The following is a 12330-nucleotide window of genomic DNA, read 5'->3' as shown; positions in this document are numbered from 1 at the left end:
CTGTAGACGGTGGCCCTAACTGCTCGATAGAGCGGAAACAGCATATCGGTCTCAACCGGTGAGTATGGCGGATGAACGCAAGTGCGAAAGAACTGGCCGCGAATTTCAACCTGGAGAAACTGACGCCCGCGTTCTACGACGATCCCTATCCGACCTACCGTGCACTGCGGGAGAACGAGCCTGTCAAGCGGCTGCCGAACGGCACCGTGTTCCTGACCCGCTATGACGACCTCGTCACCACCTACAAGAACACGAAATCGTTCAGCTCGGACAAGAAGCGCGAGTTCGCGCCGAAATACGGCAACACGCCGCTCTACGAGCACCACACCACCAGCCTCGTCTTTAACGATCCGCCGGCACATACCCGCGTGCGGCGCCTGATCATGGGCGCGCTGTCGCCGCGCGCGATCGCCGGCATGGAGGGCGATATCGTCAAGCTGGTCGACGGCCTGCTCGACGCCATCGCCGCCAAGGGCGAGTGCGAGCTGATCGAGGATTTCGCCGCATCGATCCCCATCGAGGTGATCGGCAATCTGCTCGATGTGCCTCATGACGAGCGCGAGCCGCTGCGCGACTGGTCGCTGGCGATCCTCGGCGCGCTCGAGCCCGTGGTGTCGTCCGAGGTGGCCGCGCGCGGCAACAAGGCCGTGACGGATTTTCTTGGCTACCTCGAAACGCTGGTCGCGCGCCGGCGGCAGTCACCCGGCAATCCCGAACGCGACGTGCTGACGCGGCTGATCCAGGGAGAAGGTAACGGCGAGGAGAATGGCGAGCGGCTGACCGAGAAGGAGCTGCTGCACAATTGCATCTTCCTGCTCAACGCCGGACACGAGACCACGACCAACCTGATCGGCAACGGCCTCGTCGCACTGCACCGGAATCCGGATCAGAAGCAGCGGCTGATCGGCAATCCGGAGCTGATCAAGACCGCGGTGGAAGAGATGCTGCGCTACGAGAGCTCGAACCAGCTCGGCAACCGGATGACCACCGAGCGCGTCGAGCTCGGTGGCGTCACGCTCGAGGCGGGCACGTCGATCACGCTCTGCATTGGCGCTGCCAACCGCGACCCCGCGCAGTTTCCGGACCCGGAACGCTTCGACGTCGCGCGCACACCGAACCGGCATCTCGCCTTCGCCACCGGAGCGCATCAATGCGCCGGCATGGCGCTGGCGCGGCTCGAAGGCGCCGTGGCGATCTCGCGCTTTCTGGCGCGCTTCCCGAACTATGCCGTGAGCGGACAGCCGCGGCGCGGCGGACGGGTGCGGTTCCGCGGGTTTTTGAGCGTGCCCTGCGCGATCCGCTGAGGGGTCAAAAACAAAAAGGTCGAAAACAACCCCATGCACAGTAGACGGCCGACTTCGCGACGTGCCGCCGTGGATCCGCGCAACCGCTTGATACGTCAGGTCATCCGTCGCGAGACGCGCAACGGATGCCAATTGCCTCAAACCACCGTCTTGTGCCGCGCGATGCAGGTGCGCAGCACCTCGTCCATCGGCGTGCCCCACCAATCATTGGAGAAGATCTCGATCTCCGAATAGCCGGCATAGCCCTGCGCCTCGACGGCCGAGCGCACCGATTTGATGTCGATGATGCCGTCGCCCATCATCCCGCGGTCGTTGAGGATGTCTTTTGTCGGCACCAGCCAGTCGCAGACATGGAATGCGAGCAGGCGATCCTTGCCGGCGCGCGCGATCTGGCCCATCAGATCCGGGTCCCACCAGATGTGATAGACGTCGAGCGCGACGCCGAGCATGCCGCTGCGGCTGGGGTCGAGCCGATCGCAGATGTCGAGCGCCTGCTTTGTCGTGTTCACGCAGGCCCGGTCGGCCGCGTAGGCCGGGTGCAAGGGCTCGATGGCCAGCGGCAGGTTTGCCTGTCTGGCGTAGTCGAGCATCTCGGCCAAGGCTTCCTCGACTTGCGTCCGCGCGCCGACAATGTCCTTCGACGCCTCGCTGCCAGGCCGCGAATACTGCGGCAGGCCGCCGACGACGAGCACGATGCAGGGCGCGCCAAGTGCCTTGGCTTCATCCACGCAGCGCCGGTTGTCGTCGCGCACTTCGCCGCGGCGCGACGAGTCCGAGGTGAACATGCCGCCACGGCAATAGCCGGAGAGATCGAGGCCAGCATCCCGCACCGCGCGCGCGGCGCGATCGAGTCCGACGGCGGCAATTTGGTCGCGCCAGGGATCGATGGCGCGGATGCCGTGCCTGGCACAGGCATCGATGATCTCGATGAGGTCACCCTGCTTGCGGACTGTCGCCGTGTTCAGCGACAGCCAGCGATGGTCGGACGAGAAATCGCGCATCAGGATTCGATACCGTGGGTGGCGAGCACGATCTTCATCCGCTGCGTCGCGAGTTCGGGATTGGCGAGCAGGCCGGCCTTGTCGGCGAGACGGAACAGCTCCGCCAGATGCAGCGTCGAGCGCGTGCTTTCCTGACCGCCGACCATGGTGAAATGGTCCTGGTGGCCGTTGAGATACGCCATGAACACGACACCCGTTTTGTAGAAGCGCGTCGGCGCCTTGAAGATGTGACGCGACAGCGGCACGGTCGGCCCCAGCACGTCGTGGAATCCGGCGTCATCACCCGCCGCCAGCCGCGACAGCGCGTAGGACGCAGCCGGCGCGATCGCATCGAAGATGCCGAGCAGCGCGTGTGAAAAACCTTCGCTGTCGCCCGCGATCAGCTCCGCATAATTGAAATCGTCGCCGGTATACATCTTGATGCGCTTGTCGAGGCGGCGGCGCATGTCGATCTCGCGCTGCTTATCGAGCAGCGAAACCTTGACGCCGTCGACCTTGGCGGCGTTGCCGTTGATGATCGCGACAGCCGTGTCCATCGCCTTGTCGAGATCCTTGGTGCCCCAATATCCCGTCAGGGCCGGGTCAAACATGTCGCCGAGCCAGTGGATGATCACGGGCTCGCGGACCTGCGACAGCACACGGTCATAGACCTTGGCGTAGTCGTCCGCATTGCGGCCGAGCTTTGCGAGCGCGCGTGACGCCATCAGGATGATGCGGCCACCAACCTTCTCGACCGCCGATATCTGCTCCTCATAAGCGCGGATCACGTCATCGAGGCTCCTGGCATCCTCGACCGCAAGATGGTCGGTGCCCGCGCCCGAAAACACCAGCGCGTTGCGGCGCCTGGCGGCCCCGACCGAACGCGTGATCAGCTCCAGCGAGGTCGGCCAGTCGAGCCCCATGCCGCGCTGCGCGGTGTCCATGGCTTCGGCGACGCCGAGACCAAGATCCCAGACATGCTCGCGGAAGGCGATGGTCTTGTCCCAGTCGACGGCAGCCGACAGCCAGGGATCGTTGTCCGCGAAGGGATCGACGACCGTATGCACGGCCGAGAAGGCGATGCGGTTCAGCGGTCCCTCGAGCTTTGCAGGGAACGTGCGCGAGGCCGCGAGCCGGTAGGTCTCGATCGAGCGATCGGCCTTGGGCAGCTTGAGCGACAATGACGACATCGGCAATACAGGTTTGTTCATGACTTCGAACCTCTCCCCGTCATTGCGAGGAGCCACCCGGTCCGGCCTTCGGCCGGCCGGATGATAAACTCCGCGACGAAGCAATCCAGACTTCCTCTGCGGAAAGATTCTGGATTGCTTCGCTTCGCTCGCAATGACGGCTTGGTGGACATCGGGGGCTTATCCGCTGGACTCAGGCCTTGATCGGGGCGACGTCGATCCAGCGCCGCTCCTTCCAGCTCTTCAGGGCACATTCGGCGAGCTGCACGCCCTTGACGCCTTCGAGCAGCGTGAACTTGTAGGGCGCATCCTCGTAGACGTGGCGGATGAACATCTCCCACTGCTCCTTGAAGCCGTTATCGTAGGAGACGTTGTCGGGCAGCTTCTGCCAGTCGCCGTAGAAATCGTGCAGCCGCTTCTCGTCCGGATTCCAAACCGGCCTGGGCGTTGCCTGCCGCGCCTGGATCATGCAGTCGGTGAGCCCTGCGACCGCCGAGCCGTGGGTGCCGTCGACCTGGAAGGTGACGAGGTCGTCGCGATAGACGCGCGTGACCCAGGACATGTTGATGTGGGCGATGACGCCGCCTTCGAGCTGGAAAGTCGCGTAGGCGGAATCGTCCGCGGTCGCCTTGTACGCCTTGCCCTGCTCGTCAAAGCGCTCGGGGATGTCGGTGTTGCCGATGCAGACCACGCTCTGGACGTTGCCGAAGAGGTTGTCGAGCACGTAGCGCCAGTGGCAGACCATGTCGAGAATGATGCCGCCGCCGTCCTCGTCGCGGTAATTCCATGACGGTCGCTGCGCTTCTTGCCAGCCGCCTTCGAACACCCAATAGCCGAACTCGCCGCGCACCGAGAGGATGCGGCCGAAGAACCCGGAATCACGCAGGAACGCGATCTTCTTCAGGCCGGGCAGGAACAGCTTGTCCTGCACCGTGCCGTGCTTGACGCCCTTGGCATTGGCGAGCTTGACGACTTCGAGGGCCTCCTCGAAATTCGTCGCGATCGGCTTCTCGCAATAGACGTGCTTGCCAGCATTGATGGCCTGGGTCAGCAGACCCGGGCGCGCCTGCGTGGTCGCGGCGTCGAAGAACATGGTGTCGTTCTTGTCGGCGAGCGCCGCGTCGAGATCGGTGGTCCAGCGCGTGATATTGAAGCGCCTGGCGAGCGCCTCGACCTTTTCGGCGCTGCGGCCGACCAGGATCGGATCGGGCATGATGCGGTCGCCGTTCTTCAGTCTCACGCCGCCCTGCTCGCGGATCGCGACGATCGAGCGGATCAGATGCTGGTTGAGCCCCATGCGGCCGGTGACGCCGTTCATGATGAGGCCGAGGCGTTGGGTGGTCATGCCAATTGCTCCTGAAGTGATTTTGGCTGTTCGAGCGGGGCGAGCGCCGACCAGTCCGGATGGACCGACGTCGCAAAGCCCGTTGTGTGAAGCGATCCCGTCAGGAGATCGCCGTTGTGAATGGAAAGGCGGATGCCCTGCCCGGCATCGGCATAGAGATCGGGATGCGCTGCGGCGAAAGCTTGGGCTTCGGCGGCGGGCGTCTCGCCAAAGCCGTCGACATAGTGATGGCCGTTGCGCTCGGCGTGTTCGAGGCCGAGCAGCGCGCCGAGCGCCAGATCCTGCTGCAGGGCGAGCCCGGGCTGACAGGTCAGGTCTTCGCCCGTGACGAAACACTCCGCTCCGTCCTCGTCCAGCTTGGCGATGCGGGTGAAGTTCACGATCGACTTGTAGATGCCTTTGCAGGACTTCGAGGAGATGCCGCTGTAACCGAGCTTGTGAGCGGCCGGCCAGGCATCATAAGAATCATCGGCCTCGTCGATGATGAAGTCGCGACGACGCAAGGCTTCACCGAGCGGCGATTGACGCGTGACATCGCGCGGCATCGGCTGTTCGATATAGAGCAGCTTGCGAAAGATCGGCTCCAGGGCGCTGTCGCGCTCCAGCCGATTGACCAACGACCCGAGCGCCGTCAGGTCCGCATATTGTTCATTGCCGTCAAGCGTGACCTTGTAGTCATGAGACAGCGTCGCCAACTCCCGCCCGATACGGGTCAGGCGGGCGGCATCCGCCTCGGGATCACCGCCAAGCTTCAGCTTGAAATAGCGTGCGCCAGCATTTTCCTTCGGGTCGACCACGCCGCCATCTCCCTCGACCTTGTCGTCGAGGCCGACCGTGTGGCGAAGCGCAACGCGTTCCGACCGATACTGATTGGCGAGATCGAGAAATCGCGTGATATCGCCGTCACTCAAGTCAGGCGACAACCGCGCGTCGATGCCCGCAACGTTGCCGGCCATTCCGTCGAAGAAATTGGTCGCAACACCGCGCAGCAACGCATCGAGGATCGCCTTGTCGATCTCGGCCGGGCCATAGGCCGCGGCAAGCGCGGGGATGTTCTTCTTCGCGCAGGTCGCGACCTGGGCACCGATGCACGAGGCATGCAGATCGAACGCCGTCTGAAATCCGGTTCGTGCCAGATAGAGCCTGCGCGCGATCTCAAGCGAGCGGCGCAGCCCATCGACCGTCTGCGCCGGCGTCAGTTCCGGCCGCTTGTCGAACCATTTCGGCACCAGCAGCTCGGCGCTGGCACCAACTGCCGCCCCCCTGCCCTCGACCTCGATCTCGACCCGCACGAACAGCTGCGGCGTCGCGTTGATCGTGATTGCGCCAAAGCGGAACGGCCGCGCGAACTGCACGGGACGTTCGAAGAAGGAGATGTCTCGCAGCTTCAGGCGGGGCGCCATGACTTTAATCCAGCGAACCTTGCGAGAAGAAATGCTTGCGGATGCGCTGCACGAGCTCGGTGAAAACGGGGTCGGCCATCACGTCGAGCGAGCGCGGGCGCGGCAGCGGCACGTCGTAGATTGCGGCGATCGCGCCGGGCCGCTCGGTCATGACCAGCACGCGGTCGGCGAGGAACACGGCCTCCGGAATCGAATGCGTGATCAGCAGCACCGTCTTCCGGGTCTCGCGCTGAATCCGCATCAGTTCGACATTCATGCGCTCGCGCGTCAGCGCGTCGAGCGCGCCGAACGGCTCGTCCATCAGCATGATCTTGGGATCGTGCACGAGAGCGCGGCAGATCGAGGCGCGCTGCTGCATGCCGCCGGAGAGCTGCCAGGGCAGCTTCTTCTCGAAGCCTTCGAGCCCGACCATTTTCAACAATGCCTTGGCACGCGCGAGATATTTGTCGCGTGGCAGCCGCTTCATGTCGATCGGCAGCATCACGTTGGCAAGGATGTTCCGCCACGGCAGCAGCAGCGCGTTCTGGAAGACGATGCCGACATTGCCATGCGGCTTCGTCACCTTCTCGCCTTCGACCAGGATTTCGCCCGATGTCGGCGGCAGCAGACCGGAGATCAGCTTGAGCAGGGTGGACTTGCCGCAGCCGGACGGGCCGACCACGACGAAGAACTCGCCCTCGTTGATATGGAAGTCGAGCGGACGCAGCGACGGCACGTCGCCGTCGCGCGTCCGGTAGGTCTTCGACACGCCGGACAGTTTGATGCCCGACGCATCGCCGGCAGCCCGGTCGCTCACCAGTCTCAGATGCGCGGCCGGTTGCAGATCGACTGGCTTGGTCGCAGGATTCATCACAGCCCTCTCCACCCGTCGTCCCTGCGAACGCAGGGACCCATACGCCGTGCAGGCGCGTTCGGGCACGCGGGTGGAGACCTTCCGTAACCATCAAGGCTGGCGGCTATGGGTCCCTGCGTTCGCAGGGACGACAGCGGAGGTTGATCGCTCACGAGCCACTCTTCGGCAGGTAGTCGTTGGTGTAGAACGCCTTCGGATTGTCCTTGGCCTTGGCGTCGAGACCGCCATATTCAACCATCAGATTGACGGAGTCCGTCATGTTCTGATCGGTGACCTGGAACGGCCGCTTGCTCTTGGTCTCCGCGGTCCGGTAGAGCGGAATGGTCAGCTCGAAGCCCTGCGTCAGCGTGTCGATCTTGCCGCCCTTGGGGTTGGCATCGAGGATCGACTGCGCCGCCGCCTTCGGCTCCTTCTCGGCGGCTTCGACGGCCTTGGTGGTCGCCGACATGAAGCGGCGGACGAGATCGGCGTTGGCCTTCACATAGTCGGCGTTGGCGATGATGCCGGAGGAGACCATGTTGATGCCGTAGTCGGCGAACTTGATCGGGAACACGTCCTTGCCGGTGGCGTCCTTGATCTTCATCGACTGGTCCATGACGTAGCCGAGCAAGAGATCAGCCTGGCCGTTGATGACGGCGTTGAGCTTGGTCTGGCCGTCACCGGCGACAGTCTGGAAATCGCTTTCCTTCAGCCCGTTCTTCTTCAGGAATAGCGGCCAGATCTGGGTCATGGAATCGGCCGGCGTGATCGCCACCGTCTTGCCCTTGATGTCCTCGGGCTTCCTGATGTTCTTGTCGGCGAAACCCATGGCTGACATCGGTGAAGTCTGCAGCAGCACGCCGGTCGCGACCACGGGCGCGCCCTTGATCGCGGCGCGCATCATGGTGGGAACGTCGACATAGCCGAAGTCGGCGGTCTTGGCGGCGACGGCCTGCGTGGTCGCGGCCGAGCCGCGGCCTTCCTGGATTTCGAGCTCGATGCCCTCGGCGGCATAAATGCCCTTGGCCTTGCCGTAATAGAACGGCGCGTGCTCTCCATAGACGTACCAGTTGAGCATCAGCACGACCTTGTCGGCTGCCTGCGCCGGCATCGCCGCAAGCACCATCAGCGCCGCTGCGACAGCTCCAATCAACCGCTTCATCGTCACTCTCCCTTGCCGTTTGTTACGTCGGCCGTTGGTGGCCGTTCGTTGCTTTAATCAGGCCGCAAAAATTACATCCTCACGCTGGCTGACATGCCAGGGAATGACCAGCTTCTCGATCCGGTCCACGACCCAGAACAGGATCACGCCGAGCAGCGCCAGGATCACCAGCGCCGCGAACATCGTCGGCAGGTCGAAGGTGCCGATCGAGCGCTGCATGACATAGCCGATGCCGGAATTGGAGCCGACGAACTCGCCGACGACGGCGCCGACCACGGCGAGCGTCACCGACACCTTGAGGCCGGAGAAGATCGCGGGCAGCGCATGCGGCAGGTTCACCGCGCGGAACACCTGGAAGCGGCTGCCCTGCATGGCGCGGGCAAGATCGACCATATCGGGATCGACCGATTTGAAGCCCTGCACGGCGGAGACCACCACCGGGAAGAAGCCGAGCAGGAACGCCGAAATCACCTTAGGAATGATGCCGAAGCCGAACCACACCACGAACAGCGGCGCGATCGCGATCTTCGGCACGGACTGCGAGAACACCAGCAGCGGATAGACGTAACTCTCCACCGTCTTCGAGCCCGCGATCAGCATCGCGACGGGAATGCCGAACAGCGCCGACAGCAGGAAGCCGCAGACGGTCGCATAGGTGGTCGGCCAGGACTGGCGCAGCAATTCCGGCCATTCGGTGCGCAGCACGGCGACGACGTCGAGAGGCGCCGGGATCTGGTAGGCAGGGATCTTGAACAGCCGGATCGCGAGATCCCAGGCAACGACGATGAAGACCAGGAACAGAAACGGTCGTACCCAGGCCGCATTCAATATCTTGGACACCGCACTCTGCGGCTTCAATTCAGCCACGTCTCACTCCCGGTCGTCTTCTTCGTTGGAAGAGAAATTAACCCGTTGGATAAATACTGTCCAGAGCTTTCCCTGTGACGTTTTGCGCCGGTTCCCGGGGATGCGGGATTGTCGCCTCCATGTCCCGGACGCGCTGCAGCGCGCAGCGTTGCTGCGTCCGGGGCATGAGAGCGCTCCACCCTCGGTGTCATTCCCCGCGAAAGCGGGGAATCCAGTACGCCGCGGCTTCTCCGTATCCCTCGCGGCCGCTGGAATACTGGATCGCCCGATCAAGTCGGGCGATGACAGCGAAGAACTGGGAAACAGCGGCCGATCGACGACCAGCGACAAAAGCGCGCTAAACCGTTTGCGCCACCGCAGCGCGCGACTTGGGCGCTTTCGCGGTCTCGAACAACGCGGTCGACTGCCCCGTCAGCGCGGCCAGCACGAGGCCGACCATGTGCGAGAGCCGCTCGTCCTTGGCTTTCTTGTCCAGGAGATCGCGGCCGAAGATCACGCTCAGCGTCGCCGAATTCGAGAGATAGAAGAAGCAAAGTCCCGCGATCGAGATGTAGAGCTGCACCGGATCGACCGCGACCTGGAAGTCGCCGCTGTCGACGCCGCGCCGCACCACGGTGCGGATCATCTCGACGAAGGGCGAGTGCATCGACTTGACCTTGGTCGATTTCTTCAGGTGCTTTGCCCGCGCGAGGTTCTCGGTCTGAAGCAGCGACAGGAATTCCGGGTTGCGCAGGAAGTAGCCCCAGGTGAACTCGATCAGCCGCCGGATCGCCTCGGGCGGATCGAGATGCTCGAGATCGAGCCCCCGCTCCTCGCTGCGGATCTTGTCATAGGCGCCTTCGAGCACCGCCAGATAGAGCTCGTCCTTGTTGCCGACGTGGTAGTACAGCATGCGCTTGTTGGCGCCGGCCTCGGCCGCGATGCGGTCGACCCGCGCGCCGGCAAGCCCGTGTGCGGAGAACTCCTGCTTGGCGGCTTCCAGAATGCGCAGCCGCATCCCCTCGGGATCGCGCTGCCATTTCAGAGTTCGCTTTGCCTTCGCCAAACCGGTTGCTCGCTGGATGCTTTCGGTATGCGTGTAACACGTGGGCCGGCGTTTGAGAACGATCTCGTGCCCCGGACGCTGCGCAGCACGAAGTGATGCGCTGCAGAGCCGGGGCCCATGTCTCCGAGTAAGAGGTCGCCGCCCTCTGGGTCCCGGCTCTGCGCAGCAGCGCTACGCGCCGCAGCGCGTCCGGGACACGACACTGCCCCTCAATCCACCGGCTTCGGCGAACGCTCCAGCAGCACCGTCTGGATGCCGCAGGTGCCGTTCCGCACCGTCATGATCCGGGTGCCCGGCTTGCGGCCGTTGCGGACCTCGGTGACGTCGAGGCCGCCGGCAATCAGGCGGGCGCGGGTGGCATCGATGTCGGCGACGCGCCAGCTCAGGCCCCAGAGGCGATCGTGCAGGGCGTCGCCGCCCGCCACGGGACGGCGCACCAATTCGACGACGAGGTCGCCGCAACGGAAGAACATCAGCTGGCCCCAATCATGGTGCGAGCGGTCGAGCGCGAGATCGAGGCCGAGCCGCGCGCCATAGAGCGCCGCGGCGCGGTCGGACTCTTCGGTGGTGATGACGACATGGTCGAGCCCGTCGATCGGCGCGATGTCGGTCACCGCCGACAACGGCCGCTCCTCGGCGAGTTCGAGGAAGAACATGCGCACGCCGCGCGTCAGCTCGGTGGCGGCGCGCGTACGCTTCCAGTGCAGGACCGCGCCGCTCTCGACGTCATTGCTTTCGACCTCGGCGACCGGATCCGGCCCCAGGGCCACCCGCTCCAGCCGCCGGTGCATCTTGCCCATGTCCGCGACACGAAAGCACAGGCTGGCGAGCACGCCCTCGCGGTCGTCGAGCAGCGCACGGATCCGGTCCGCAGCAACATTGAAGCCGCTCGGCGCCATCAGCTCGATCGTCATGTTCTGGAGCGTGAACAGCACACGGTCCGCGCCCTCGCCGGAATTCTGCCAGGCCGGCGCGCGCCCGAGCAGCGTCTGATAGGCCGCCTTGGCCGCACCGATATCCCTGACCAGAGCGACGACGTGATCGAGGCCGGTGATCATGTTCTTCCCTTTTGAGCGAGCTGGAACCAGAAGCCGAAAATCAGCGTTTGTCCGGGCTTGGCATGAGCCTGACATGGTCGTATTCCGGCCCTATGCCGACCTCAAGCGCTCGGGCGGCAGTTTTGCGAATAATTTCAGCGTCCCAGGAGCGGAACCGGTGTTAGAGTAAGCCCGCCGGCCGGGACCACCCAGCGCATCACGGACAACCAATGCAGGCTCTCTTTATCGGACAGACCTATATCGACGTCGTCTTCATCACCGACCACATGCCGACCGGCGACGAAAAGCACGTGGCAACCGATTACGCGGTTTCCTTCGGCGGCAATGCGGTGACGGCGGCCTTCTGCTGCGCCAAGCTCGGTATCGTGCCAGATCTCGTCGCCACCGCAGCCAATGACTGGCTCGGCCGCATGTTCATGGACATGTGCGCGAAATACGCGATCTCCCTGCACGGGCGGAAGGTGAACCAGTCCTCGCTGTCCTTCATCATGCCCAAGGACGGCAAGCGCGCCATCGTCCGCTGCCGTGACGACGAGCACATCCACCCGTTCCCGATGCTCAATCTCGGCGGCTGCCGCGCGCTGCATATCGACGGCCACCAGCCCGATGCCGCGCTCCACTACGCCAAGGTCTGCCGCGAAGCCGGCATTCTGACCTCGCTCGACGGCGGCGGCCTGCGCACCAACACGCATGAGCTGCTGGAATTCATCGACGTCGCCATCGTCGCCGAGCGCCTCTGCGAGCAGATGGATTTGACGCCGGAGAAAATGCTCGATTACCTCAAGAGCCGCGGCTGCAAGATCGGCGGCATCACCATGGGTGAGAAGGGCCTGCTCTGGTACAACGAGACAGGCGCGGTCGAGATCATGCCCGCGATGCCGATCCCGCGCGAGCGCGTGATCGACACCAACGGTGCCGGCGACGTCTTCCATGGCGCCTATGTCTATTCCTACCTTGCCCATCCCGGCAAAAGCTGGCGCGAGCATTTCGATTTCGCCCGCGCCGCCTCGACCTTCAAGATCCAGCGCCTTGGCAACGAGGCCGGCCTGCCGACCCTTGTGGACATCGCCAAAGTCAGGCACGAGTTCGAAGTCAGGGTCTAGGGACTCTTTGTTTGAGCATGGTCTTTTCGGAAAACCGCTTC

General features: G+C 64.0%; 11 protein-coding genes. 2 read left to right on the top strand and 9 right to left on the bottom strand.

Going from position 1 to position 12330, the window contains the following annotated elements:
- Window positions 1-71: 71 nt before the first annotated feature.
- Window positions 72-1304 (top strand): cytochrome P450, encoded by a 1233-nt coding sequence (locus AB7532_RS10345; protein WP_441234690.1) that lies wholly within the window; start codon window positions 72-74, stop codon window positions 1302-1304.
- A gap of 137 nt (window positions 1305-1441) precedes the next feature.
- Here the strand turns inward: AB7532_RS10345 and AB7532_RS10340 are convergent, their stop codons facing one another.
- From AB7532_RS10340 to AB7532_RS10300, 9 genes are all read right to left on the bottom strand, one after another.
- On the bottom strand, window positions 1442-2305 hold the full coding sequence (locus AB7532_RS10340; protein ID WP_441234689.1) for a sugar phosphate isomerase/epimerase family protein: 864 nt from the start codon (window positions 2303-2305) through the stop codon (window positions 1442-1444).
- Entirely contained in the window at window positions 2305-3495 is a 1191-nt protein-coding gene (locus tag AB7532_RS10335) for a dihydrodipicolinate synthase family protein (RefSeq protein WP_441234688.1), read from the bottom strand. Before AB7532_RS10335 ends, AB7532_RS10340 begins: the two co-directional genes overlap by 1 nt.
- Before the next feature lie 172 nt (window positions 3496-3667).
- A complete protein-coding gene (locus tag AB7532_RS10330; protein ID WP_441234687.1) occupies window positions 3668-4819 on the bottom strand; it encodes a Gfo/Idh/MocA family protein in 1152 nt (383 codons plus the stop codon).
- Entirely contained in the window at window positions 4816-6222 is a 1407-nt protein-coding gene (locus tag AB7532_RS10325) for a hypothetical protein (protein ID WP_441234686.1), read from the bottom strand. The genes AB7532_RS10330 and AB7532_RS10325 overlap by 4 nt, the downstream gene beginning before the upstream one ends.
- 4 nt (window positions 6223-6226) lie before the next feature.
- Complete coding sequence (locus AB7532_RS10320) at window positions 6227-7072, bottom strand: ABC transporter ATP-binding protein (protein ID WP_441234685.1); 846 nt, start codon at window positions 7070-7072, stop codon at window positions 6227-6229.
- Between the two features lie 151 nt (window positions 7073-7223).
- A complete protein-coding gene (locus tag AB7532_RS10315; RefSeq protein WP_441234684.1) occupies window positions 7224-8216 on the bottom strand; it encodes an ABC transporter substrate-binding protein in 993 nt (330 codons plus the stop codon).
- Window positions 8217-8273: 57 nt separating this feature from the next.
- Window positions 8274-9083, bottom strand: a complete 810-nt coding sequence (locus tag AB7532_RS10310; RefSeq protein WP_441234683.1) for an ABC transporter permease — start codon at window positions 9081-9083, stop codon at window positions 8274-8276.
- Between the two features lie 337 nt (window positions 9084-9420).
- On the bottom strand, window positions 9421-10128 hold the full coding sequence (locus AB7532_RS10305) for a TetR family transcriptional regulator (RefSeq protein WP_441234682.1): 708 nt from the start codon (window positions 10126-10128) through the stop codon (window positions 9421-9423).
- A 209-nt stretch (window positions 10129-10337) separates the two neighbouring features.
- A complete protein-coding gene (locus AB7532_RS10300; RefSeq protein WP_441234681.1) occupies window positions 10338-11186 on the bottom strand; it encodes a VOC family protein in 849 nt (282 codons plus the stop codon).
- A 209-nt stretch (window positions 11187-11395) separates the two neighbouring features.
- Between AB7532_RS10300 and AB7532_RS10295 the strand changes: the two genes are divergently transcribed.
- A complete protein-coding gene (locus tag AB7532_RS10295; RefSeq protein ID WP_441234680.1) occupies window positions 11396-12289 on the top strand; it encodes a sugar kinase in 894 nt (297 codons plus the stop codon).
- Window positions 12290-12330: the final 41 nt, after the last annotated feature.

Origin of the sequence: Bradyrhizobium sp. 930_D9_N1_4, from assembly GCF_052076015.1 — a bacterium.
GTDB lineage: Bacteria > Pseudomonadota > Alphaproteobacteria > Rhizobiales > Xanthobacteraceae > Bradyrhizobium.
Note: the sequence above shows the minus strand (reverse complement) of the source record. Positions and strands in the feature narration are given on the sequence as shown.